16 protein-coding genes are annotated in these 24,902 nt (G+C 67.9%); 7 read left to right on the forward strand and 9 right to left on the reverse strand.

Annotation, left to right across the window (positions count from 1 at the left end; translation table 11 throughout):
- Positions 1–20: 20 nt before the first annotated feature.
- Both ggt and ACIQCS_RS17865 read right to left on the reverse strand, forming a co-directional pair.
- On the reverse strand, positions 21–1,754 hold the full coding sequence (ggt, locus tag ACIQCS_RS17860; RefSeq protein ID WP_345847351.1) for a gamma-glutamyltransferase: 1,734 nt from the start codon (positions 1,752–1,754) through the stop codon (positions 21–23).
- Complete coding sequence (locus ACIQCS_RS17865; RefSeq protein WP_345847349.1) at positions 1,754–5,167, reverse strand: TonB-dependent receptor; 3,414 nt, start codon at positions 5,165–5,167, stop codon at positions 1,754–1,756. Before ACIQCS_RS17865 ends, ggt begins: the two co-directional genes overlap by 1 nt.
- 189 nt (positions 5,168–5,356) lie before the next feature.
- Between ACIQCS_RS17865 and ACIQCS_RS17870 the strand changes: the two genes are divergently transcribed.
- Complete coding sequence (locus tag ACIQCS_RS17870; RefSeq protein ID WP_345847346.1) at positions 5,357–5,881, forward strand: RNA polymerase sigma factor; 525 nt, start codon at positions 5,357–5,359, stop codon at positions 5,879–5,881.
- Positions 5,878–6,789, forward strand: a complete 912-nt coding sequence (locus ACIQCS_RS17875; protein ID WP_345847344.1) for a FecR domain-containing protein — start codon at positions 5,878–5,880, stop codon at positions 6,787–6,789. The genes ACIQCS_RS17870 and ACIQCS_RS17875 overlap by 4 nt, the downstream gene beginning before the upstream one ends.
- Before the next feature lie 7 nt (positions 6,790–6,796).
- Here ACIQCS_RS17875 and ACIQCS_RS17880 read toward each other — a convergent pair whose 3' ends face one another.
- Positions 6,797–7,234, reverse strand: a complete 438-nt coding sequence (locus tag ACIQCS_RS17880; protein WP_345847343.1) for an Lrp/AsnC family transcriptional regulator — start codon at positions 7,232–7,234, stop codon at positions 6,797–6,799.
- A complete protein-coding gene (locus ACIQCS_RS17885; protein WP_345847342.1) occupies positions 7,231–8,238 on the reverse strand; it encodes a cyanophycinase in 1,008 nt (335 codons plus the stop codon). Before ACIQCS_RS17885 ends, ACIQCS_RS17880 begins: the two co-directional genes overlap by 4 nt.
- 112 nt (positions 8,239–8,350) lie before the next feature.
- On the opposite strand from ACIQCS_RS17885, the gene ACIQCS_RS17890 reads away from it, so the two are divergent.
- Positions 8,351–11,176: a TonB-dependent receptor plug domain-containing protein gene (locus tag ACIQCS_RS17890; RefSeq protein WP_401531422.1), complete on the forward strand. Its 2,826-nt coding sequence runs from the start codon at positions 8,351–8,353 to the stop codon at positions 11,174–11,176.
- Positions 11,173–12,489, forward strand: coding sequence for a M20/M25/M40 family metallo-hydrolase (locus ACIQCS_RS17895; RefSeq protein WP_345847337.1), 1,317 nt, complete (start codon positions 11,173–11,175; stop codon positions 12,487–12,489). The genes ACIQCS_RS17890 and ACIQCS_RS17895 overlap by 4 nt, the downstream gene beginning before the upstream one ends.
- Positions 12,490–12,651: 162 nt before the next feature.
- Here the strand turns inward: ACIQCS_RS17895 and ACIQCS_RS17900 are convergent, their stop codons facing one another.
- From ACIQCS_RS17900 to ACIQCS_RS17920, 5 genes are all read right to left on the reverse strand, one after another.
- Positions 12,652–15,204: a hypothetical protein gene (locus ACIQCS_RS17900; protein ID WP_345847336.1), complete on the reverse strand. Its 2,553-nt coding sequence runs from the start codon at positions 15,202–15,204 to the stop codon at positions 12,652–12,654.
- Positions 15,205–15,408: 204 nt separating this feature from the next.
- Positions 15,409–15,792 carry a hypothetical protein gene (locus tag ACIQCS_RS17905; RefSeq protein ID WP_401531424.1) on the reverse strand — a complete coding sequence of 128 codons (384 nt, stop codon included), beginning with the start codon at positions 15,790–15,792 and terminating at the stop codon, positions 15,409–15,411.
- Between the two features lie 184 nt (positions 15,793–15,976).
- The gene (locus ACIQCS_RS17910) at positions 15,977–19,285 is read right to left on the reverse strand and encodes a TonB-dependent receptor domain-containing protein (protein WP_345847333.1); all 3,309 of its coding nucleotides are present in this window, start codon (positions 19,283–19,285) and stop codon (positions 15,977–15,979) included.
- Positions 19,286–19,383: 98 nt separating this feature from the next.
- On the reverse strand, positions 19,384–20,349 hold the full coding sequence (locus tag ACIQCS_RS17915) for a FecR domain-containing protein (protein WP_345847331.1): 966 nt from the start codon (positions 20,347–20,349) through the stop codon (positions 19,384–19,386).
- Positions 20,346–20,900, reverse strand: a complete 555-nt coding sequence (locus tag ACIQCS_RS17920; RefSeq protein WP_280281586.1) for an RNA polymerase sigma factor — start codon at positions 20,898–20,900, stop codon at positions 20,346–20,348. The genes ACIQCS_RS17915 and ACIQCS_RS17920 overlap by 4 nt, the downstream gene beginning before the upstream one ends.
- 275 nt (positions 20,901–21,175) lie before the next feature.
- Here ACIQCS_RS17920 and dgcN point away from each other — a divergent pair, with 275 nt between their 5' ends.
- From dgcN to ACIQCS_RS17935, 3 genes are read left to right on the forward strand one after another with little or no spacing between them, the layout of a single operon-like run.
- Positions 21,176–22,213 carry an N-acetyltransferase DgcN gene (gene dgcN, locus ACIQCS_RS17925; protein WP_345847330.1) on the forward strand — a complete coding sequence of 346 codons (1,038 nt, stop codon included), beginning with the start codon at positions 21,176–21,178 and terminating at the stop codon, positions 22,211–22,213.
- Complete coding sequence (gene dgcA / locus ACIQCS_RS17930; protein ID WP_345847329.1) at positions 22,171–23,160, forward strand: N-acetyl-D-Glu racemase DgcA; 990 nt, start codon at positions 22,171–22,173, stop codon at positions 23,158–23,160. Before dgcN ends, dgcA begins: the two co-directional genes overlap by 43 nt.
- Before the next feature lie 34 nt (positions 23,161–23,194).
- A complete protein-coding gene (locus ACIQCS_RS17935; RefSeq protein WP_345847328.1) occupies positions 23,195–24,835 on the forward strand; it encodes an amidohydrolase family protein in 1,641 nt (546 codons plus the stop codon).
- The last annotated feature ends 67 nt before the right edge of the window (positions 24,836–24,902 follow it).

The raw sequence follows: 24,902 nt of genomic DNA on the forward strand, positions 1-24,902 counted from the left end.
CTCGTGCACTCTCCTATATTCTACTTGGCGCCGACGGCCGCGGCATCGGGGCGGCGCGTGTCCGCCGATCCCAGGAACCTGTCACCCTCGACCATGATCGACTGGACCGAGCCCATGGTGTTCGACGCCCGCACCTTGTGCCCCTTCGCCTCGAGCAGGGGAATGATGTCCGGCGAGAAACCCTCTTCCAGCTCGAGCGGACCGTCGCCGCCCGACTGGTTGATCCGCGGGCGCTCGGCGGCCTCGGCGACGTTCAGGCGGTGATCGATCACGTTGGAGAGCATCTGCACCATCGTCGCGATGATATAGCCGCCGCCGGGCGTGCCCGTGACCAGCCAGGGCCTGTCGTTCTTGAACACGATCATCGGCGTGATCGTCGAGCCGACGCGCTTGCCGGGGACCGGCTGGGTGGCCTTCCACTCCTCGCCGCGGCGGCCCCAGGCGAGGTTGCCGAGCGAGTTGTTGAGCAGGATGCCCGTGCCCGGCGCCACGACGTGCGCGCCGTAGGAGGCGGAGAGGGTGTAGGTGTTGCTCACCGCATTGCCCGCCGCGTCCACGACCGAGAAGTGCGTCGTGTCCTTGCTTTCGAACGGATAGGGATTGCCGTCGGGCAGGGTCCTGGCGTCGAGCGAACCATCGGCGCGGATCAGCTTCGCGCGCTCGGCCGCATATTCCTTGCTGGCAAGGCCCTTTGCCGGGCTCCGCCAGTCCGGCCCGCCGCCGACCAGCCGGCGGTCCGACCAGACGATCTTCAGCGTCTCGGCCAGCAGGTGGAGATTGGCGACGCTGCCCCAGCGCTGCTCGCGCACCGGGAAGCGCTCGAGGATGTTCATCGCCTCGGCGACGCTCACGCCCGAGGCGGTGGGCGGCATATAGGCGATCGGCATGCCCCGGTAGCTCGACCAGATCGGCTCGGAGATCACCGGCTGGTAATCGGCCAAGTCCTTCGCGTCGATCACGCCGCCGCCGGCCTTCATGCCCGCGGCGATCTTCTGGGCGATGGCGCCGGCGTAGAAGCCGTCACGGCCCCTGGCGGCGATGACCTGCAGCGTCGCCGCCAGGTCGGGCTGCTTCCAGCGCTCGCCGGGGGCATAGGCGCTGCCGTCCGGCTTGAAGAAGACAGCGAGCGCGGCGGGGTCGTCGTGCATCGCCTTCTTCTGCTCGGCATTGGCCTGGGCTTCGTCGTCCGACAGGATCACGCCGTCCCGCGCCATGGCGATGGCGGGGGCGATCAGCGTGCCCCAGGGCAGCGCGCCGAAGCGCTTGTGCGCTTCCCACAGGCCGGCGACCGTGCCGGGGATGGCGACGCCCTTCATCGAATAGCTCTTGGCGGGATCCATCCGGCCGTTGGCGCCGAGCAGCAGGTCCGGCGTCGTGTTGCGCGACGCCTGGCCATAATAGTCGATCGCGATCGTCCGGGCGGGCTTGCCGTCCTTCGCCGCCATGTGGATCAGCATATAGCCGCCGCCGCCGACATTGCCGGCACGCGGCAGCGTCACCGCCAGCGCGAAGGCAGTGGCGATCGCGGCGTCGACCGCGTTGCCGCCCTTGCGCAGGATCGCCGCGCCCACTTCCGCCGCGATCCTGTTCTGGCTCACGACCATGCCGCCGCGCCCGATCGCGGGCTTGTGGATCTGGTCATAGGCGACGATGTCGCCACCGGAGACGCGCTGCGTGGCGGGCGCCTCCGGTGCTTCCTGGGCGAAGGCCGGTGCCGCGAGCGACGCCAGCGCCAGGGCGAGCGCGATCCGCATCAGAAGCTCGCCCGCATATTGGCATACCAGTAGCGGCCATAGGGGGTGTAGAGCGAGCCCAGGAAGCCGTTCGAGCTGAGCGGCGGCGACTCGTTGGTGAGGTTGCGCACGCCGATGCGCAGGCGATAGCGGCCGCCATTGTCGCGCTTGCCGACAGTGATCTGGCCATAGAGGTTGAAGGTCATCCGGTCCTCGATCAGCCAGGCGGCGCCGGCCGAATCGAGCAGGTTCGTATCGAGGACGTCGCTGGTATATTGGGTGAAGCCGCCGATCTGGAACGGCCCCTTCTCCCAGGTGATCGATCCCGTGACCTTCCAGCGCGGCTTGCCGTTCTGGCGGACCAGGTCGCCCGCATCGGCGATGTTGGTGCCCGCGTTGATCGTTCCCGCGGCGCGCGCGGCGATCAGGTTCTGGATCGGCGGTGAGGGCTCGAGGAAGAACTTGTCGAGATAGGCGGCGTTCGCGTTCAGGCTGATCCTGCCGGCACCGAAATCGGGCAGGCGCCAGTTGAAGCCGAGATCGACGCCTGCGGCTTCCTGCGGCAGCAGGTTGACGTACTTGTCGTTGACGTAGAGCACGCGGCCGACCGGCGCCAGGCCCGTGCCGGCGAACAGCGCGGTGTCCTCCGCCGTCGGCGCGGCGCGGATGACATTGGGGTCGCTCGAGCCCTGCACGCGCAGCAGATAGTCGTTGATCAGCGCATTGCCCTCGCCGAACAGGCCGACAATGCCCTTCTGGCTGACATGCCAGTAATCGGCGGTGAAGGTCATCCGGCCGACCGTGGCATCGAGGAAGTGCGGCTCGAGCACCACGCCGACGGTCCAGGTCTTGGACTGTTCCGGCTTCAGGTCGGGATTGCCCGAGCGCCGCGCGGTGGTGGCGAAGCCCTGCGAGCAATTTGCGAAGCTGCTGATGCGGAGCGGATTGGGCGTGACGCCGTCCGGCAGGAACGCCGGCTGGCGCAGCTGCGCCTCGCAGCGAACCCAGTCGGTGCGGGTGTTCGAGCGGGTGACCATCGTCGCGTTGATCTGCTCGAGGTTCGGCGCCTTGAAGCCCTCGGCATAGGAACCGCGCAGGCGCAGGCCGCGCACGATGTCCCAGGCGGCGGCGATCTTCGGCTTGGCGACCGAGCCGACGTCCGAATAATGTTCGAAGCGGCCGGCGAGCTGGAGCTCGATGTTGCGGACCAGCGGGATGTGCATGTCCGGCGAGACCACCGGCACCGCCAGCTCGAGATAGGCCGCGGCGACGGTGCGCCGGCCGCTGGTGTCGGGCGAGGGGCTGGTGCCGACCAGGTCCGAACCGTTGACCGCGCCGGTGATCGAATCGGTGAACTGGATCGTCCCGTCGACGCGCGGGTCGCGGTCGTCGCGCTGGGTCTCGCGGCGTACCTCGCCACCGATCGCGAGGCCGACATTGCCGCCGGGCAGGCGGATCAGGTCGGTCGTCGAGCCCTTGATGTCCCACATCGCCAGCGTCGACGTGCTGACGCGCGTGGTCTTGATCCGGATCGCGTTGATCGCGGCGAGGCTGCTCGGCGTGTTGTCGGCGCCGCTCGGCGGGGTGAGGCCGCTGCCGTTGAACGGGTTATAGGCGTCCGGCGTGGTCAGGTTGATCTGGCGCTGGAGCAGCGTCTGGCTGATGCCGTCGGAGGTGTCGCGCACCCGCGCTTCCGAATAGAGCGCGGCGCTCTCCCATTCCAAGCCGAGCGCCTTGAACCGCAGGCCGCCGAGCAGGCGATACTGGGTGTTGAGCACGTTGACATGATTGGGGCCGACATCGGCGAAATTGTAGCTCGACAGCGTGATTGCCTGGCCGGTCGCCGCGGCGTTGATGCCGGGCAGGCGGTTCGGGCTGCCGACCGGGCCGAACGGGTTGTAATAGGCGTTGGCCGCGATCGTCAGCGGGCCCGAGGATAGGGTGCCGCTCGATGCCTGGATGCTGTTGCTCTGGCCGTTGTAATAGCCGGCCTCGCCGAACAGCTCCACGCCGCCGCCCAGCTCGTAATGGCCGTTCAGGAACAGGTTGATGCGGCGGATATTGGGCGTGACGTTGGTGTTGAAGGCGAGCGGCGCGTCGAAGCGCAGCTCGCGGATGCCCGCCGCCGAGCTGGTGCCGGTGGCGACGCAGTTGGTGCCGCCGATGAGGCCGGCGCCGCCGGCCGGGCAGCCGGTGAAGCTGGTCGGCTGGATGTGGAACTGGCCCGAGGTGTTGGTCAGCGCGGTCGTGCCCTGGCGGACCACCACATTGCCCACCGTCTGGAACGAGCCCCAGGGCGTGATCGTCGAGCGGCCGTCGAGCGAGGTCGCCCCTTCGAAGCGCGTGCCGACGAAGAGCGGACGGTTGTCGTTCGAGCGGGTATAGTCGAAGTCGCTCGCGAGCACGCCGTCGCGCTTGTCATAGCTGGCGAACAGCGTGATGTTGCCGCGATCGCCGAGATTGCGGCCGGCGAGCAGATGGGTGTTGGTCTCGAACAGGTGCGAACCTTCGCCCCAGCCGACCTGGCCCTCCAGCTCCACGCCGTGATAATCGGTCTTGAGCACGGTGTTGACCACGCCGGCCACGGCGTCCGAGCCATAGATCGCGGCGGCGCCGTCGCGCAGCACTTCCATGCGCTCCAGCCCGAAGACGGGGATGGCGTTGGTGTTGACGGTCAGCACCGGCACCAGATTGTCGTCGGCGCGGCTGGTCGGGTGATTGACCACGCGGCGGCCGTTCAGCAGCACCAGCGTGTTGCCGACGCCGAGGTTGCGCAGGTTGATCGAGCCGACATCGCCGCGCGCCGAGTTGGAGCTGTTCGGCAGATAGGAGCTGTTGAAGCTCACATCGCCGAGCTGCGGGATCGAGCGGAACAGCTCGTCGCCCGACGTCGCGCCGGTGGCGCCGATCTGGGCTTCGTCGACCACGGTGACGGGAAGCGCGGCAGTCACCTTGCTGCCGCGGATCTGCGAGCCAACCACGACGATCTCGGGCGGCGGCGCCTCGTCGCCGTTCACGGCCTGCTCGACGCTGGCGGTCTCGGCCGCGGCCTGCTGGTCGCCGGTCGGCGCGGGAGCGGGGCTGTCCTGGTAGAGCGCGACCGGGCGGGTCGTCGGCTGGGCCTCGCCGCGCGGCATCACGCGCACGCTGTTCGGGCCGGTGAAGCGATAGGTGTAGCGGCTGTTGGCGAGCAGCAGCTCGAGCGCGTCGCGGATGGTGTAGCGCCCCTCGAGCCGGGGCGCCTTGATCCGGGCGATCGCGGGATCGGTGAAGACCAGCTGGACGCCGGTCTGCTGGGCGACCTGCATCAGCGCGCTGTCGAGGGTTCCGCCCGAGAAATGGATTTCGTGGCGCACGGCCTCGCGTGCCTGCGCGGCGGCGGGAACGGCGACGAAAGCGGCAACGGTAGCGAGAAGCAGTTGGCGTGTGTTCATGGTTATCGACCCCCCTGAATCGATGCCTGGACGCGGCAATCATGGTTTATGACGCTGGGGCTCCCCGCACGCGAACCAAAGTGGACCAAATTTTTTTCGGGTGTTGCGTCCTTGCAAGGTTCGCCTTTGCCGTAACCGCGCGTCATGGCAGGAGGAATATGCGCTGGTGCGCGACAGGGAGATGCGGGCTTGGCCGCCGGACGACCAGAAATGCAGGCGGCGGAGGCGGACGACAGCGCGTTCGACGCCTATCGTGCGGCGCTGCGCGCGTTCGTCGCGCGCCGGGTCGACGATGCGTCCGAAGTCGAGGACCTGGTGCAGGAAGCCTGTGCGCGGCTTGTCGCGAGCGCGCGCGAGCGGACCGTCGATGAGCCCCAGGCCTATCTCTTCCGCATCGCCGCCAATCTGATCGCCGATCGCCATCGCCGGGTGCTGCCGGTCGTGCCGCTCGGCCCCGAAATCCACCCGCCGGTGCGGCCCGCGCAGGAGGACCGGCGCCGCGTCGCCGATCTCCAGACCGCGCTCGAGGCCGCGCTGGAGGAGCTGTCGCCCCGGTGCCGGGAAGTGTTCGTGATGCGCCGCTTCGACGAGCGCGGCACCGGCGAGATCGCCCGCGAGCTCGGCATCTCCCCGCGCATGGTGCAGAAGCACCTCAATCACGCGGTCGCGCATCTCTACGACCGGCTCGCGCATCTGATGGAGCGCGGGGCATGAGCGAACGCAATCTCGGCAAGCGCGCGCCCGCGGTGTTCGAGGCTTTCCTGGACGGGCGGGACGGCGATCTCCATCCGGCGGACCGGGCCGAGGCGGCGGCCTTCTGGAACTGGCTGGGCGAGTTCGAGCGCCCGGGTGCGGCGCCGGTGCGGCAGCGCCCCGCCTGGCTGGGCCGGGCGGCGGCGGGGATCGCCGCGCTGGCGGTGGTCGGCGGCACCCTCTGGCTGTCGCAGCCCCGGCCGACGCGCGAGGCGGTGCAGAGCGTCGCGACGGGCCATGCCGAGCGCCGCCGGATCGCGTTCAGCGACGGATCGGTGGTGACCCTGGCGGCGGACAGCCGAGTCGACGTCGCCTATGCGCCGCGCGAGCGCCGGCTGCGGCTGGTGGCCGGCGAGGCGCTGTTCAAGGTCGCGCATGACAAGAGCCGGCCCTTCGTCGTCGAGACCCGGCACGGCGAGGTCGTGGCCGTCGGCACGATGTTCGACGTGAGCGTGGGCAAGCGCGAGGCCAAGGTAACCGTGGTCGAGGGAGTGGTGCGCGTCGCTCTGTCCGAGCCCGGGCGGCCGGGCACCGCGGAACCCATCGAGAAGCTGGCGCACAAGGGCGAGCGCCTGTCGTTCGGCATCGCCAAGGGCACGGGCGGCGACACGGGCTTCATCCGGCAGGCGGCGGATATCGATGCCGACAGCGCCGTCGCCTGGACGCGCGGGCGACTGGTTTTCCGGGGCGAGCCGCTGAGCGAGGTCATCGACGAAGTGAACCGCTATGCGAAGGACCGCCTGGTTCTGACCGATCCGCGTGCCGCGTCGGTACGCGTCTACGGCATGGTCAACCAAGGGGATACGGCTGCGATCCGCGACCTCATCGCCAATCCGGGCGCGGTCGCGGTGGAATCCCGCGAGCGCTGAGCGGCCGTCAGCGCTGGAGCTTGGTCGCCAGGATGACCGAGGAAGTGGTGCGCTCCACCCCTTCCATTGCTCCGATCGCGTCGAGCAGGTCGTTCAGGCGGTTGACGTGCGGGGCCTCGACCACGGCGATCAGGTCGTACTCGCCGGAGATCGCGTAGAGCCCCGCCACCGCGGGCATCATCATCAGCTGGTCGATGGTCGCCTGGGTGGCCTTGGGATAGAGCTTGACCATCACATGAGCGCGGATGAGGCTACGGTCATAGTCCTCGCCCAGGCGCACCGTGTATCCGACGATCGTGCCCTGCCGCTCGAGCCGCTCGATGCTGCTGTAGATCGCGGTGCGGGAAACCCCCAGCACCGCGGCCAGTTCGGAGACGTTGCGCCGGGCGTCCTCGCGCAGCAGCGCGAGGATCTGGGGATCGATCTCTTCGGAGCGCAGCGTCATTTCGGCCCCGGCGCCCCGATCAGCCTGCCGCCGGCAACGCGCGCGACGCCGCCAAAGGCAGGGCGGGTGACGCGGAGCGTGCCCAGGTCGATCCCGCCATCGGGCGCGATGCCGGTGATCCGCACGCCTTCCCAGTCCAGCGGCCTGCCCGGGCGCAGGCGCGCGACGCCGCGGGGCTGGACCAGCCAGGCATGGCCGCCCGGCGGGGCGTGGAGCTTCGCGCTGCCGTCCGCCTCGACGCAGAGTGCCGCGCCTTCGTCCACGCCGAGCCCGATCGCCCGCGGATCGCGCAGCCGCGCCTTGGCGACGAACGCCACGAGCCGACCGAGCCGGTCGCGCCTGGCGAAATGCGTGTCGGTGACGATATGGGCGAGGCGCGGCATGTGGAGGAAGCCGGTGACCAGCGTCACCGCCGGCCCGCCGGGATCGGCGAGCGCGGCGGGGCTGTCGATGCTGCCGCCGTCCATCGCGCCATAGGCGGTGCCGCCCAGGATCGCGAGCCCCGCGCTGGTGCCGCCGATCGGCCGCCCCTGGCGGACATGCGCGTCGAGCGCGCGGGCGACCGGCGTGTCCTTCCAGTAGCGGACGTAGTTGGCCTGGTCGCCGCCCGCGATGAAGATCCCGTCGGCACGGGCCAGGATGTCGAGCACGCGCGCGTCGGTCGCCGCCGCCCGGCTGTGGAAGACGATCGTCTGGACCGAGGCCACGCCGCCGACCTGGCTGTAGATTTCCTCCCCCGCCTGGCCCTCGCCCGAGGCGCGCAGCACGACGATATGGCCGTGCCCGGCCCGCTCGGCGAACCAGCGAAAGGCGCCATAATCCCAGTCCCCGCCGCCGACGAGCATCAGCGCCGGAGCGGTCGGGCCGCTCCGCGCGGCGGCAAGATTGCCGATCGCGTAATAGCTGTAGCTTTCACCCGGCCGGGCGGATGCCGCCGCCGGCGCGAGCAGGGCCAGCACGGCCAGGGCAAGGCGCACCAGGGCAAGGCGCAATAGTGTCTTCACGGCCATAGTCCTTTGCAATTCGTTCGTATGGCATAGCCAAACTGCATTTTTATTGTTTCATTTTGATCGCTCTCGTTATCAATATGTCACAAACGCATCAGGGGGTCGATATATGCGATACATGAAGTTCGTGGCGGTGGCGCTGGCGGGGACCAGCATGGTCGCGCTCCCGGTCGCGGCGCTGGCGCAGGCGGCGGGCGAGCAGACCGTGCCGGCGACGGGCCAGGAAGCGGGCGAGGGCGAGGGCCAGATCACGGTGCTCGGCTCGCGCATCCCGCGCATCCAGGGCGAGGGCCCGGCGCCGGTGACGACGATCACCGCCGAGGACATCCTGCGCAGCGGCTATCAGAGCGTGCCCGACGTGCTGCGCGCGATCACCCAGAATGGCGGCGAGACGCAGAGCCAGCAGAGCTTCTCGGGCGCGGACTTCACGCCCGGCGCGCAGCAGGTCGATCTGCGCGGGCTCGGCCCCAACCATACGCTGGTGCTGGTCAATGGCCGCCGCATCGCCGATTTTCCGCTGCCTTTCAAAGGCAACGGCAATTTCACCGACATCTCGAACATTCCGGTCGGGCTGATCGAGCGCGTCGAGATCCTCAGCGGCAGCGCCTCGGCGATCTATGGTTCCGACGCCATCTCGGGCGTGGTCAACTTCCAGCTGAAGTCCAAGCCCGACGGCACCCGCATCGACTATCGCTACGGGGCGACCGAGCATGGCGGGGGATCGTCGCAGCGGCTGAGCCTCACCACCGGCTGGGACACGGGCGGCTTTCACGGCGTGGTCGGCCTCGAGCTGCTCGACCAGCGGCCGCTATGGCAATATCAGCGCAAGCTGCAGGATTCGACCGCAGACGATCCCACCGGGGCGCCGCTGGCCCGTCGCACCTTCCTGCGCGCCGACGAATATCTCTATTACATCAACCCCGGCAAGGCGACGTGCGACCGGCTGTCGTCGCTCAACCGCGGCACCACTTATTATGCCGCGCGGCCGCGGCGCGACACCATTTCGGGCGACGGCTATTTCTGCGGCAGCAACGCGTCGGTCGCCTACGGCACGATGATCTCGAAGCGGCAATCGGCCAGCGGCTTCGGCACCATGGGCTATACGCTGAGCGATCGTGCCGAGCTGTTCCTCGATTTCCAGGCCAGCTATTCCCACCTCAAGCTGTTCCGCGACGTGCTGTCCTGGTCCTATGTCGCGCCGGACGGGAACGAGGAGGGCACCTTCTACAATCCCAATTACCTGGCGCCCGGCGATACCGACAGCGGCGACCAGCTCGACAACTGGACGCGCCAGTTCACGCCCGAGGAGATGGGCGGGTTCGATGTGGGCATGACCCGCAACCGCTCGTTCAGCTACAATGTCACGCCGGGCATCAAGGGCAGCTTCGGCGGCACGTGGAACTATGAGTTCAGCCTCAACCACGCCGAGTACAGCTCGCGCGTGTCGTTCCCCCAGGTGGTGATCTCCAAGGCCAACGCCTTCTTCCTCGGCCCGCAGGTCGGTGTCGATCCCAATTCGGGCTATGCCCAGTTCAACGCCAATCCGACGCGGCTCTACACGCCGCTGACGCCGGCCGAGTATCGCTCGATCACCGCCGATTCGATCTACCGGCCCAAATCCTGGGTCAACAACGTCGCAGCCACGGTGAACAATACCGAGCTGTTCCGCCTGCCCGGCGGCCCGGTCGGCTTCGCGGTCAGTGCCGAAGTGGGGAACCAGGGCTATGACCTGAAGCCCGATCCGCTCGCGCTCACTCAATATTATGTCGGGCTGGTCGATTCGGACGGGAAGGGGACGCGCCAGCATTGGGGCGCCGGCGGCGAGCTGCGCATCCCGGCCTTCTCGTTCCTCGAGCTCGATGCCGCGGCGCGCTACGACCATTACAGCTTCGCCGGCAACGGCTTCGGCAAGTTCACCTACAATCTCGGCGCGGTGGTGCGGCCGACCAAGTCGCTCATGATCCGCAGTGCTTATGGCACCGGCTTCCGCGCGCCCGATCTCAACTATGTCTTTCGCGGGCCGGGCAACACCCATCCCTCGGGCACCGACTATTATCTGTGCCGTACGCTGGAGCCGGGCGTCGGCATCCCCGATTGCAGCTATGCCGATCAGGGCATCGTCTCGCACCGCTCAGGCAACCGGCGGCTGCGGCCGGAGACTTCGACGTCGCTCAATGCCGGCATGGTGTGGCAGCCGTCGCGGCGCTTCGACGTGTCGGTCGATTATTTCCGGGTCGCGATGAAGAACCAGGTGCTCGACATGAACATCGACAGCGTCCTGCGCGACGAGGCCGATTGCCGCATCGGCCGGACCGCGGCGGGCAGCGCGATCGACGGCAATTCGCCGACCTGCCTCGATGCCAAGGCACGGGTGCAGCGCTATGTCGGCGGCGCGCTCGATGGCCAGCTCCAGGGCGTCTACATCAATCCGATCAACGTGGCGCAGGAGACCACGGACGGCATCGATTTCGCCGCGCACCTGCGCATCCCCACGGCCGGGATCGGCACCTTCGCGCTCGCGGCGAGCTACACCTATGTGCTCAACCACACGATCCGCCAATATCCGGGCGATCCGGTGATCGACAAGCTGACCTATGACAGCGGCTACGACATCCCGCGCGACAAGGGCACGGCGAGCCTCAGCTGGGACCTCGGCAAATTCTCGACCACGCTGACCGGGCAGCGCCTGGGCAGGCTGCCCAATTACGACGAGAAGGCCTTCATCAAGGCGAGCTACCTCTTCAACCTGTCGGCCCAGTACAACATCACCGAGCGTTTCCGCCTGTCGGGCACGATCAACAATCTGTTCGATCAGAACCCGATCAAGGATCGCACCTATGGCGCCTATCCCTATTACGACATCTCGTGGTTCGACGGGGTGGGGCGCAGCTTCTACATGCAGCTGACCTACAAGATGGGCGGGGCCAAGCTGTGATCCGCGGGGCCGGGACGACGCTGCTCGCCGCCGCGCTGCTGGCGGGCGCGCCCGCCGCCGCGCAGGGGCTGTCGAAGCCCGAAAAGGCGATCGAGCGCACGGTCGATGCCGAGTTCGAGCGATCGGTGGCGCTGCTCGCCCGGCTGGTCGACCAGAACAGCGGCACGCTGAACCTGCAAGGCGTGGCGAAGGTCGGCGAGATGATGCGCGCCGAGCTCGAGCCGCTCGGCTTCGCCGTCAGCTGGAAGCCGATGGACGCCGTCCAGCGCGCGGGCCATCTGATCGCGGTGCATCGCGGGCGGCCGGGCGGCAAGCGCATCCTGCTGATCGGCCATCTCGACACCGTGTTCGAGCCGGGCTCGCCCTTCCAGAAGTTCGTCCGCACCGGCGACAAGGCGGAGGGGCCGGGCGCGGGCGACGACAAGGGCGGGATGGTCGTGATCGTCGCGGCGCTGCGGGCAATGCAGGCGGCGGGCACGCTCAGGGACGCGAACATCGAGATCGTGCTCACCGGCGACGAGGAGGATGCCGGCAGCCCGCACAGCATCGCGCGGGCCGATCTGATCGCCGCGGGCAAGCGTGCCGATGTCGCGCTCGATTTCGAGGGGCTGGTGATCGACGGCGGCAAGGACATGGGCTCGATCGCGCGCCGCTCGGTCACCGACTGGCGGATCACCGCCACCGGCAGGACCGGCCATAGCTCGCTGATCTTCGGCCCCGATTTCGGCGACGGCGCGATCAACGAGCTGGCGCGCATCCTCGCGGCCTTCCGCAAGGAGCTGCCCGAGCCCAACCTCACCTTCAACGCCGGCCTGATCGCCGGCGGCGCCAGCGCCGCGATCGACGAGAGCGGCAACGCCCGGGCGGCGGGCAAGACCAACATCATCGCCGCCACCGCCGTCGCGACCGGCGATTTCCGTACGCTGAGCGTGGAGCAGACCGCGCGGGTCCGGGCGAGGATGGAGGCGATCGTGGCGGCGCATGCGCCGGGCACCGATGCCAGGATCGCATTCGGCGAAGGCTATCCGGCAATGGCGCCGACCACGGGCAACAAGGCGCTGCTGGCGGCGCTCAACGGCGTCAACCGCGATCTCGGCCTGGCCGAGATGGCCCCGCTCGATCCGCTCAAGCGCGGCGCCGGGGACATCTCGTTCGTCGCCCATGACGTCGACAGCCTGGCCGGCCTCGGCACCTACAGCACCGGCGATCATGCGCCGGGCGAGACCGTCGATCTCGCGAGCATCCGGCGCCAGGCCAAGCGCGCGGCCATCCTGATCACGCGCCTGGGCGCCGAGCGCTCGGCCAGGCAGTGATGCCTCGGCGCCAGGGCCGAGCCTCAATCGGCAAACCCCGTCATCCCCGCGCCGGCGGGGATGACGAAGGGAGTGGCGGGGAAGGCGCAGGAATAGTGAAATAAATCAAATGACTTGCTTGGGTTCCTATCCCGGGCCGGGGACTCAGGTGAATCCTCGACCCTAGAAGCGCTTGCGAAGGGTCAGGCGTATCGTGCGCCCCAGCGGATCGACTTCGTCGCGACTATAATTGGGCGGCACGGTGCCGTCGGGGCGCCTGACCTGGCGATAGCCCCTGAACAGATTGCGGATATCGACCGACAACCGCACATTCTTCATCCAGCCGGGCCGGTCGGGTTGCCGCCAGAGATGTTCCGGCTCGGCGAAGAACGACAGGTTGAAGATGGTCGCCGGCCTGATATCCAGGGCGCCCGCCCCGCCCGGCACGGCGCGGTTCCGCAAATGGGTCGGGCTGCTCCAGGTCCCGTTCAGGCTGGTGCCGATGCCCCGTTTCCCCGCCGTGAGCTGGAGCGACAGCGAATGGCGGGATTGGCTGCCCTGATCGCCGAGCTGATCGATCGCCGGAATGCCGGAGCGCGTCAGCACTTCGTTCCGGAGCCGCCAGCGATGATTGATCGATGCGCTGAACTGCAGCGGATCGCCCCGCAGCTTCGGCGATGGCGTGCCGGAGCCCGGCCGGCGCGGCGCTGGCAGGCGCAGGGCGATCCCGGATCTCAGGTCCGCATCGGTACTCCGCTCGAGATTGATGGGACGCGCATCGACTGCGATCAGCCGCCCCGCCGGGTCGCGCGTCACCCGTTCCGGAAATGCCGCTTCGATGGCGGGAGTCAATTCGGGAAAGGGGACGACGCCGCCCGTTGCGACCTGTTCCCGATAGCCCAGGTTCAGCGTCAGCCTCTGATCGCCAAAGGGGCGCAGCTGCATGGCCAGCGAGCGGCTTTCCTGGCTTCCGCGGCCGAGGCCGGGATTGCCGCCGGTGATCCAGATGGCGTCGACGGTTTCCTGCCGGGCATAATCGAAGACCCGATTGACGCTGGAGATGATCGCGCCGTCGAGCTGATCGAAGGAAGGCGCGGTTTCGCTATGTTCCAGCGACCCGCGGAACTGAAGAATGGGAACGGGGGACCAGGTAACGCCACCGCTGAACCGGTTCTGCCGCCCGCTGCCCGATTGCACCTGGCCGCCTGCGGACAGGTCGATCGAAAGGTCGCCGAGCGGCCCGTGCCCCTTTCGCGACAACGGCGCGCCGATCCCGATCGCCCCGCTCGCCAATGCGCGCGTCGCGGCGGATTGGGCAAGGTCTCCGCTTGCCGAGCCCGTAGTGACGGAGCGGCTGGCCGTGACCGCGACGTTCAGGGTCAACGGCCCGGCCGGCAGGTTCAGGATCGCCTTGCCGGCGGTGGCCCGGGCCTCCAGATTCTCTCCGCGCGTGCGGTTGCGGCTGGCCAGCAGGAGATCGTCGCTCAGCGGGCCGAGGGGATTGAACGCCGGATCGCCGGCATCGATCAGCGCTTGCACCCTCGCCGCATCGGCTCCGCGCTCGAGCAGGCTCTTGCTCGCGGTACGCGAATAGGCGGCGGAGAAGGTGGTTTCCCAGCCGCCGACCCTGCCCGACGCCGCCAGCGTCACGCCCAGCGCAGTCGCGCTGGTATCGCTGCGCAGGGCGCGCGCGCCCGCGAAGGGACGGGTCAGGAGGACGTCGCGGGAAAAGGGCGACCAGGGACTGGTGGCGGGAAGGACGGCGGCAAGCATCGGGAGCCCGCGCAGCCCCTCGGTGCTGTTGCTGTTGGCATTGACGCTCAGCGATAGGGAGAAGTCGCCGACCGGCCGGGTCATGCCCGCGGCGAAGGTCAGGGTGCGCCGCGACGGCTGCAGCGTCTCGAAGTCGTTGGGATCGACGGGATGCGTGGTGCCCGCGGTCGCGGCGAAATCCGTCAGGACAGGCGCTTGGGACAATGTCCCGGCCGGGAGCGCGGCGATGGTCACGGGCCGTCCCGCCAACAGGCTGAGCGCGGGGTCGATCTCCAGGCCGCCCGGGCCGGTGACGAAGCCGATGCCGTCGAACGCGCCCTCGCCGGGCGGGATGTTGCGGCCGCTCTTCAGCAGCGCGCCGTCGAGCGCGACGCGCGCCTGCGCGTTCCAGCGGACCGGGCCGTTGATCGCCACTCTTCCGGCGGACAGTTCGCCGGCATATTGCCCGCCGCGCGTCGCCGCCGAGAAGGCCGTATCGGCGGTGAGGCTGGCGAACTGCTTCTTCAACGCCAGGTTCACGACCCGCCGGCCCGGCGGATAGCCATATTGCGCGGAGGCTTCGGGCTTCAGGATCTCGAGGCGGTTCAGCGCCTCGGCGGGATAGGACAGGATCGAGCGGTCGCCCTCGGCCGGGCGCCCGTTGATGAGAATGACCGGCTGTTCTCCCGAGGGGTCGATGAAGGGCGCGAGGCGGTCGAGCAGCATGCCGATGCTGTCGGCGCCCTGGCTGGCGATCTCGTCCTCGTTGAACTCGGTTTCGGCGGCGACCCTGGCTTCGCCATAGCGCTTGGCGGTGACGACGATCTCGTTGCTCGCCTGGGCCGGGGCCTTGGTGGCGGGTGCGGAATCCTGTCCTTCCGCCGTCGTTCCGGTTGCCGCGCCGGTGTCCTGGGCCCGGGCCGCGGGGCAGGGCGACAGGGGCAGGGCGGCGGAAAGCAACAGCGCGAAGCGAGCCGCAGTCATCGGAGATCTGGCGCCCTTACCCAATGCCTACCCTTACCGCATGGCATTCCGCGTCTTTCAAGTGTCATCGCTTCGAAAGGCCATATCCCGGGGCTCTGCGCCGCCACGGCGGCGGGATTTTCGGAAAAGGAAGCGGGCGCACGATTCGTGCGCCCGCCAGTTGGCTCCTCGACGTCTGATGCGGAACGTCGAAGTTCCTTCGGGTTAGGAAGCGATACCCGCGACGGTGCAGTTCGGGCCCGCGGTCGCGGCCGGCAGGAAGGTGTCGACCAGGAATTCCTGAGCGACGTCGTCCCAGGTCGCCGTGATGTCGCCCGAGCAATCGCCCGCGGTGATCGTGTTGACGAACACGCCCAGCACCTTGAAATCGCCGTTGGCGGGGTTGAAGGTGTAGCTATAGGGGTTGCCCACGAAGCTCAGCAGCGAGCAGGCCGAGGGCGTCGGCGGCGACGGCGGGGTCAGCGAGACGGTGACCGTGCTCGTGCTGGCGTCCACGACCATGTTCAGGCGGCACTTGAACGCCAGGCCCTTCTCGACATCGACAATTCCCGAATAGGTCTTGCTGGGCGGCGGAGTAACCTGCGCCATGGCAGACGTAGAGATCATCTGCGCGCCAAAAGTGGCAAGCGCGAGGGCGACAAATTTTGCAATTGCCTTCATGATCCATCTCCTCTTTTTTGTGAACTTATGCGCATTTATTATTGCGCGAATCATACATACATTATGTATTCTTATGAATCAACATGAATCAATGTTACTTTTTATTTAAAAATCAGAATCTTTTGCTGATGTTGAACCCAATGAGACGCGGGTCCAGCGTGAAGACATTTGTCGTCAAGCCGGTGTCGTCCGAGTTTGTAAAGAAATCGGTGATCGGGGATTTATTGAGCAAGTTCTTCACGTAGAGTTGGAAGGTCAAATCCGACTCTGGTCGGGTAAGTGTCACGGCAATATTGACGTTATCCCAGGCGCGAAGCCGATCATATTCGGTGTTGTAAATGCGGGCATAGCTTTTTGCCTGGCGATAATAGTCGCCGCGGAACGTGAGTTCCCAATCGCCGCCGCCCAGGAAGAAAGTATATTGTGCTCCGATATTCGCGGTCCAACGCGGTGAATTCGGGAGCTCGTTGCCGGTCAGATCGGCCGCGAAGCCGCGCCCGCCATTGGGCGCGCCGCTGCCGCCCTGATTGATATTCAGGCCGACCGTGTTGGGATTGTACGGCGCGAATGCGTCATAGGTGAACCCCAGCACGCTGTAATAGGGAAACTTGCTGGCGACCGCCGGATTATAGGTGCCGACCCGGGTCGCGCCCGGGCAGAGCGAGGCGAGGGCGCCGGTGTTGCCGAGCGTCAGGGCCCGTTCCACGAAGACCGTGGGCGCGATGCAGTTCGACGGAACCTGAATCCACGGGCGCAGCACCATCCAGTCCGGATTGCCTTGCGTCCGGTTCATCACGTCGATCGATTCCGAACCCCGCTTCAGCCGCGTCTTGAGCAGGCCGAAATTGCCGTCGACGCGAAAGGCGCGCGACGGGCGCCAGGCCGCTTCGAATTCCAGGCCCATGCTCGTGGCGCCGAAATTCTCGTTATAGGCGATGCGATCGACGATCTGCGAGATCTGGTAGTTCTTGTAGTCGTAGAAGAAGCCGGTGGCATTGAAGGTCAGCCGGCGATTGTCGAAGCTGTTCTTCGTGCCGATCTCGAAGGCGTTGACGAACTCCGGCTTGAAGGTCTGCGGCAGGAACTGGTACTGCACGATCGCCGGGTTGAAATCGACGCGGGGCGGATTGGTGCCGCCGCCCTTGTAGCCGCGCGATGCCGACAGATAGACCAGCGTATCGTCGGTGAAGCTGAGGTCCGGCTTCCAGTCGAGCACGGCTCGGCCAGTGAACTCGCCCCATTTCTGGTGGATATCGGGCAGCGCCGGATAGCCGCTGTTCACGCGCCCGCCGGTGATGTCTCCGATCAGCGCCGGTCCGAACGGATTGTCGATGCCGCCGCCCAGCAGCAGCTGGCTGGGAATCTGGGTCGAGATCTTCTCGTCCCGCGTATATCGCAGGCCCATCGTCAGCTTCAGGCTGGGGGCGAACTTCCAATATAGTTCGCCAAAGCCCGCCCAGCTTTTGATCCGCACGCCGTTCTGGCTGAGGAAATAATTGTGGCCCTGGTTGTTCAGGCTGCCGATCGGATTGCGATCGACATAGGGGCATTCCCGTCCTTCATAGCCCAGCCCGCAGGGGAGCAGCGTGCGGGCGCGCGGGGTGCCGCCGATGCTGTACCACCAGTCGGCGATGAAGGTGAACATGTTGTTGAAGACGTAATAATCGTCCTTGGATTGGAAATTCAGGTAATTGACGCCGACATTGAAGTTCAGCGGTCCGCTGAAGCTCGATTGCAGGCGGAATTCCTGCGACCATTGGCTGTTGCGCGACTTGCTGATGTCGGCCGAGATCATCCGGTTCGAGCAGCCCAGCTGGGGGTCGCAATAGATGCCGCCGGGCGTGGGCAGGTTGGACGTGTCGATCGACCTCCCCAGCGTATCGAGGAGCACCTGGGAGGAATCGCTGAATATCGGGTTGCTGACGAACCGGTTATAGTCCTGGGACGAGTAGAACCGGTCGCGGGAATAGGCGGTCTGCGATATCAGCTGCAGCCCGTCCGACGGCTGGAACTCCAGGTTGAGCTGGATCACGTCATTCCTTGCGCGGAAGACCGGATCATAGCTTGTCGAGATCTCGCGCAGGTTGCGCGACTGAGTCACGCCGCCATAGGGATCGATGGGCAGCAGCGCGTTGACGATGGGGCCGCCGCGCCCGTCGGGGCGCGCGGGATTGCGCTGCTGGCCATAGCTGATCATGGCCGGCACCTCGAGATAGACGAGGCTGTACGCATTGGGCACGCCATAGGCGGCATCGTCGTAGATCGAGCCCGGCAGGCATCCCTGGCTGAGCTTGCCGCGCAATTGCGGGCTGGACACGGTGACGGCGCCGACCTTGGCCGGGCCCGGATCGCGGGTGCACAGCTGCTTGCCGGTGCGCGCGCGGTCGTCGTCCTCGTTGAAATGCTGCCAGATCAGGCTGGCGCGAAAATCGTCGCTCGGCTTCCACTGGACGATCGCGCGCGTCGACCACAGGTTGCGGCCGTTGACGTGGCGGTTGGTGAATGTGTTGTAGTCGAAGCCTTCCCGGCTGGTCCAGGCGCCGGCCACGCGGATGCCCAGCGTTTCGCCGAGCGGCATGTTGACCATGCCCGACGCCCGCATCGTGCCATAGTTCCCGCCTTCCAGCTTGAGCTCGGCGGCGGGATCATTGTCGGGCATCGCCGGGATCACATTGACCACGCCGGCGGTCGCGTTGCGGCCATAGAGCGTGCCCTGCGGCCCGCGCAGCACCTCGACGCGGGCGAGATCGAAGAATTCGGATTCGAACAGCCGGTTGCGCACCAGCGGCGTGTTGTTGAAGCTCACCGCGACGGCCGGGTCGCTCGAAGCCGAAACCGCCTTGGTCCCGATCCCGCGGATCGAGAAATTGTACATGCTGAAGTTGCTTTTCGAGAAGGTGACGTTCGGCACCGCGCGCAGCAGTTCGGAGCCGCCTTCGATCTTCTTGTCGTCCAGCGCCTGGGCGGAGAAGGCGGAGACCGCGATCGGCACGTTGCGGATCGATTCCTCGCGCTTCTGCGCGGTGACGATGATTTCCGCCGGGCCTTCGTCCTGGATCACGCCCGGCGCCTCGCTGGTGCCGGAGACCTGGGCGGGCCGGACGGGGGCGGGCGGGGTGCTGGTGGGCGTGACCGCGCCGGCGGCCGGCAGCACGACATAGGTCTTGGCGCCCGTCTGGCGCGCGACCAGCCCCGTGCCCTGGAGCAGCGCGCCGAGCGCCTGGTCGATCGTCATCTCGCCATGCACCGAGCCGGTGCGCTTCCCGCTGGTATATTTACGGGCCGCGATGATCTGGATATCGGCCTGATGGCCCAGCGCGACGATGCCGGTTTCCGCTGCCTGGGCCGATACGTCGAAGCTGCGCTTCTGGGCCGAAGCCGTCGGTGCCGTGACTACAAAGATACAAGCGGTAGCCCCCAACAGGGCAGCACGCCCCCGCATAATCCCCATGTTTTTCCTCTCCCTTGCGGGCTTTTTTGCGCCCGTCATCCCGCAAGAGTCCCCGGCGGCGATTTTCCTTATTTTCGCGGGCGGCCGAGGCGTATTTCGTTCGGATCGCTGAGGTCGATCGGCACGCCCAGGCTTTCCTGCACGGCCATGGCGAAACCCTCGAGGTCATCGGTGCGCAGCGTGCCGTCGAAGCTTTCCCGGGCGATGCCGGGATCGACGATGACGAGCTGGCGGCGATTGTAGCGGTTGAACTCGGCCGCCGCGTCGGCGAGCGTGACGCCGGCAAGGTCGATCTTGCCCTCGCGCCAGGCGAGCGCGCGATAGACCGAGCTCGCGCTCGCGGGCGCGCGGATGATCGCGGCATCGTCCGCCAGAAAGGCGTGCTCGCCCGCGGCGATGCGGATGTGCGGAGCCGTGGCGCCATTGGCCCAGGCTTCCACCACGCCTTCGGTCACGATGATGTCCGCACCGGCCTGGCGCCGCCGGACGGCGAAGGCGGTTCCCACCGCTTGCACGCGGATCTTCCCCGCCTCCACGAGGAAGGGGCGCTTCGAATCCTTGGCGACCTGGAACCACAGCTCGCCCTGCTGGATCCGGACGAGGCGGCGCGCCTCCTCCAGATCGACCGAGGCCAGGCTGGCGGTGTTGATCACCATCGTCGAGCCGTCGGCGAGCGGCACGCGGCGGATCTCGCCGATCTGCGTGCCATATTCGGTGCCGCGATCGAGCAGGAAGGCCGCGCCCGCGAGCGAGGCCGCGATCGCCGCGCCGCCGCCGATCAGGAAGCGCCGCCGCCCGGTGCGGGAGTGGCCGGCCAGTGCCTCGGCCTCCGCGTCCTCGGCATTGGCCGGCCGCAACGGGTCGAGCGTCGCCCAGGCCGCCTGGGCCTGGAGCAGCGCGCCCCGCCGCCGTGAATCCGCGTCGAGCCAGAGCGCGAGCTCGGCTTCGTCGAGGTCGTTCCATTCGGACCCGTCTATCCGCGCGACCCAGCGCGCGGCTTCTTCCTGGATCTCGCGTGCGCTCTGGTGCGTCATGACCGGCGCCCTCCGTCCGCGCGCGGCGTACCGGCCTCGAAGCCGTTGAGCCAGGCCGTCACCCGGCGATCCTCGTCGCGCCAGACGCGCAGGATCGTCTGGACGCCCTGATGGACGTCGTTCTCGACCACGCTTTCGCTGACGCCCACGCGGCGGGCGATCTCCTTCTGGGAAATGCCTTCGATCTTGCGCATCTCGACGATGCGCCGGCAGCGCTCGGGCAGGCCGGCCATGATCGCGCGCAGCCGCGCATAGTCCAGCCGGCCGGCCGCCTCGCGCTCGGGCGAGGGGCTGTCGTCGATCGCATAGGTCTCGATCTCGGCGATCATGTCGATCGACACGATCCGGCCGCGCTTGAGCCGCTGGAGCAGCAGGTTGCGCACGATCGAGAAGAAATAGGCGCCCGGCCGCGTGATATGGTCGACCGTGTCGAGCGCGGCGAGGCGGCAATAGGCTTCCTGAACGATATCATCGATGTCCTCCTCCGAGGCGCGCGCGCGCACGAGCCATGCCCGTACCGTGCTCTCGTACGGGATCACCGTTTCCGCCACCCACGTCGCCCGCAGGCGACGTCGTTCGAAGTTCGTCCCCTTCTTCGTCGTGCCTCTCCCGCTTTTTGTTCTTTTCTACACGGCTTCTTGTCGTCCGTACTGCACAGATACCTGACCAGTGAATTTCCTTATTGCAAGCGGCGGTATTTTTACGCGGCATACGTCCCAACTCCGCCTGTCCATAACGAATGGTTATGCGGCAGCGCGGCTTTCGAACGTGGCGCCGAGCCGTGTTTCGGCAATCATAAGGGTCGAGGCATCCATCGGGGTTTTCAATGATTGCCAGTCCTTATCTCCTGTATCTTGGCCATTCGAACGATGAGGTGGGCATCAAGACCTCGCGCGGGCTGGCCGTGTTCCGCCCGGACGATTGCGTCGGCGAGTTCCGGCACGACGATTGCGGATTGACGCTCGACCTGCCGCGCATGGGCTTTGCCGAGGCGGTCGCCGCAGGTGCCAGGACCCTGGTGCTCGGCATCGCCAATGCCGGTGGCAGGATGAGCGCCGATCTGGTCGGCGATGCCATCGCGGCGATCGAGGCGGGGCTCGACGTGGCGTCCGGCCTGCATCACCGGCTGCGCGAGGAGCCGGCGATCGTCGCGGCGGCGGCGCGCCATGGGCGCAAGCTGCATGACGTGCGCGATCCCCGGCCCGGCATTCCCGTCGGCAACGGCAAGCGGCGCGCGGGCAAGCGGCTGCTCACCGTCGGCACCGATTGCTCGGTGGGCAAGATGTACGCGACGCTCTGTCTCGAGCGCGGCATGCGTGCACGCGGCATGGCCGCCGATTTCCGCGCGACCGGCCAGACCGGCATCCTGATCGCGGGCAGCGGCGTGCCGCTCGATGCGGTGATCGCGGATTTCATCTCGGGCGCGATCGAGGATATCTCGCCCGCGCGCACCGATGACGGCTGGGACCTGATCGAGGGCCAGGGCTCGCTGTTCCATCCTTCCTTCGCCGGCGTCTCCACCGGCCTGCTGCATGGCGCGCAGGCGGCGGCGCTGGTGCTCTGCCATGATCCGATGCGCGCCCATATGCGCGGCCTTCCGCATTATCCGGTGCCGGGGTTGCGGGAGACGCTGGAGGCCAATCTGGCCGTTGCGCGCCTCACCAGCCCCGATGTCCAGGCGGTGGGCGTGGCGCTCAACACGTCCAAGCTGTCGCGCGCGGAAGCGGAGCGGCTCTGCGCCGAGACCGCCGATGCGCTCGGCCTGCCCTGCACCGACCCCTTCGCCATGGGCGTGGACTCCATCATCGACAGGATCGACCAATGTTTCGAAGCCTCGCCGCGCGTAGCGACGCTTTCGCTCTAGCCACGCCCTTCCGCATCTCGCGGGGCGTGAAGACGGTTGCCGATGTGGTGACCGTTTCGATCGCGGCCGAGGGCGCGGTCGGATGGGGAGAGGGCGTGCCCTATCCGCGCTACGGCGAATCGATCGCGGGCGCACTGGCGGAGATCGCGGCGGTGCGCGGCGCGATCGAGGGCGGCGCTTCCCGCGAGGAGCTGCTCGCCCTGATGCCGGCCGGCGCGGCGCGCAACGCAGTCGATTGCGCGCTGTGGGACCTGGAGGCGAAGCTGGCCGGGCGCAGCGTGACCGAGCTGCTCGGCATGGCGCCGCTGGGGCCGACGGCGACGGCGATGACGGTCAGCCTGGACACGCCCGCGGCAATGGCGGCGGCGGCCCGGCGCCTGGCCGACGTGCCGCTGATCAAGATCAAGGTCGATCGCAGCGATCCCGAGGCGCAGATCCGCCGCGTGCGCGAGGCGGCGCCGGCGCCGCGCGTGATCGTCGACCCGAACGAGAGCTGGACGATCGCCGAGATCGAGCGGCTGCAGCCGATGCTTGCCGAGCTGCGCGTGGACCTGCTCGAGCAGCCGCTGCCGGCGGGCGAGGACGACGCGCTGGAGGGGTTCGCGCCGCTGGTTCCGATCGCGGCGGACGAATCCGCGCATATCGCCGATGATGTCGCGGCGCTCGCCGGCAAATATCAGGTGATCAACATCAAGCTGGACAAGACGGGCGGCCTCACCGGCGCGCTCGCGCTGGCGGAGGCCGCTTCGGCGGCGGGGCTCGGCGTGATGACGGGCAGCATGATCTCGACTTCGCTGTCGATCGCGCCCGCGCTGGTGATCGCCGCCGGCTCGCGCTTCGTCGATCTCGACGGGCCGCTGTGGCTGGCCGAGGACCGGCCGGGCGGCGTGCGTGGCGAGGGCGGCGTGCTGTCGCCGCCGGCGCCCGGTTTCTGGGGAGCGCCATAACCGGAAGTAATAAGCAAGAGGGGAGTCGCGTCGGATGGTTCGGGGTCGAAGGCTGAAGATTGGCGTGGCGGCGGGCATCGTGCTGGCCGCCGCTACCGGGGTTGCCATCGCACGGAGCGACGCGCCGGAACCGGCCGACGACCTGATCCTGCGCGGCGGCACCATCTATCCGGGCGATGCCGCGCCGTTCAAGGGCGATGTGGCGATCCGCGGCGATCGCATCGTCTATGTCGGACCCAGGGCGCCGGGCAGCGCCAGGCGGATCATCGACGCGACCGGCCTGATCGTCGCGCCCGGCTTCATCGACACGCACACGCATGTGAACGGCGCCCTGGCGTCCGGCGATCCCGCCGCGCGGCTGATGCTGCCGTTCCTCACCCAGGGCGTGACGACTGCCTTTATCGGCGTGGACGGCGGCGGCGATCCCGATGTCGCCCGCACCCTCGGCGGCGATGGCGGGGCGAAGGGCGGCGAAGGCGAGGCCGCGCTGGGCCAGTCGAGCCGCGACTATGGCATCAACTTCGCCACCTATGTCGGCCTGGGCGCGGTCCGGCTGAAGGTGATCGGCCCGGACGATCGCGCGCCGACCCCGGACGAGCTGGCCCGGATGCAGGGGCTGGTCTCCTCGGCGATGTGCCAGGGCGCGCTCGGCCTCTCGACCGGCCTGTTCTACGCGCCCCAGAGCTTCGCCCGGCGCGACGAAGTGGTAGCGCTGGCCAGGGCGGCGGCGGAGAAGGGCGGCATCTATGACAGCCATCTGCGCGACGAATCCTCCTATACGATCGGCCTGAAGGGCGCGGTGGCGGAGGCGATCGAGATCGGGCGCGAAGCCGGCATCCCGGTGCACATCGCCCATATCAAGGCGCTGGGCGTCGACGTGCAGGGCCAGGCGGGGGCGATCATCGCGCAGATCGAAGCCGCCCGTAAGGCGGGGCAGGTCGTCCATGCCGATCAATATCCCTGGTCCGCCTCCGGGACCGGGCTGTCGGCGGCGCTGATGCCGCGCTGGGCGCAGGACGGCGGCCGGGCGGCGATGCTCCGGCGCTTCGACGATCCCGCCGCGATGGCGCGGATGCGGCCGGAGATTGCCGACAATCTGCGCCGGCGCGGCGGCCCCGCGTCGCTGCTCCTCACCTCGGGCCCGGCCGATGCGGAGGGCAAGACGCTCGCGCAGATCGCCGCGAGCACCGGCGCCGACCCGATCGACGCGGCGATCGCGATCCTGCGGAAGCGCGAGGCGGGCGTCGCGTCGTTCAACCAGAGCGAGGCGGACATCGCCGCCTTCATGCGGCAGCCCTGGGTGGTGACGAGCTCGGACGCGTCGCAGGGGCATCCGCGCTATTATGCGTCCTTCGCCCGCAAATACGCGACCTATGTGAAGGAGAAGCAGGTTATCGACCTGCGCGCCTTCATCGATCGCAGCACCGCCGTGACGGCGGCGATGTTCGGCCTGGAAGGGCGGGGGAAGCTCGCGCCCGGCGCCTTTGCCGACGTCATCGCGTTCGATCCCGGCCGCTTCGCGCCGCGGGCCGATTACGTCCATCCCGCGCGCTTCTCCACCGGCATGCGCACGGTGATCGTCAACGGCGTGGTCGCCATCGAGAATGGCGAGCCGACCGGCGCCGCGGGCGGCCGCCCGCTGCCGCGCCGGCCCAGGCCGGGGAGCTGCCGATAAGCGACTGACAGGAACCGCAGGAAGGAGCCGATGCGGTGCAGCCGGAGCAACCGGCGCACGAGTGGCA

The sequence above is a fragment of the Sphingomonas sp. NPDC092440 genome (assembly GCF_044754985.1).
Classification (GTDB): domain Bacteria; phylum Pseudomonadota; class Alphaproteobacteria; order Sphingomonadales; family Sphingomonadaceae; genus Sphingomonas.

Bases quoted from the DNA above. Each gene is read 5' to 3' on its own strand.
- ggt (WP_345847351.1), bottom strand. From the start codon at position 1,754: ATGCGGATCGCGCTCGCCCTGGCGCTGGCGTCGCTCGCGGCACCGGCC.
- ACIQCS_RS17865 (WP_345847349.1), bottom strand. From the start codon at position 5,167: ATGAACACACGCCAACTGCTTCTCGCTACCGTTGCCGCTTTCGTCGCC.
- ACIQCS_RS17875 (WP_345847344.1), top strand. From the start codon at position 5,878: ATGAGCGAACGCAATCTCGGCAAGCGCGCGCCCGCGGTGTTCGAGGCT.
- ACIQCS_RS17880 (WP_345847343.1), bottom strand. From the start codon at position 7,234: ATGACGCTGCGCTCCGAAGAGATCGATCCCCAGATCCTCGCGCTGCTG.
- ACIQCS_RS17890 (WP_401531422.1), top strand. From the start codon at position 8,351: ATGCGATACATGAAGTTCGTGGCGGTGGCGCTGGCGGGGACCAGCATG.
- ACIQCS_RS17900 (WP_345847336.1), bottom strand. From the start codon at position 15,204: ATGACTGCGGCTCGCTTCGCGCTGTTGCTTTCCGCCGCCCTGCCCCTG.
- ACIQCS_RS17905 (WP_401531424.1), bottom strand. From the start codon at position 15,792: ATGGCGCAGGTTACTCCGCCGCCCAGCAAGACCTATTCGGGAATTGTC.
- ACIQCS_RS17915 (WP_345847331.1), bottom strand. From the start codon at position 20,349: ATGACGCACCAGAGCGCACGCGAGATCCAGGAAGAAGCCGCGCGCTGG.
- dgcN (WP_345847330.1), top strand. From the start codon at position 21,176: ATGATTGCCAGTCCTTATCTCCTGTATCTTGGCCATTCGAACGATGAG.
- dgcA (WP_345847329.1), top strand. From the start codon at position 22,171: ATGTTTCGAAGCCTCGCCGCGCGTAGCGACGCTTTCGCTCTAGCCACG.
- ACIQCS_RS17935 (WP_345847328.1), top strand. From the start codon at position 23,195: ATGGTTCGGGGTCGAAGGCTGAAGATTGGCGTGGCGGCGGGCATCGTG.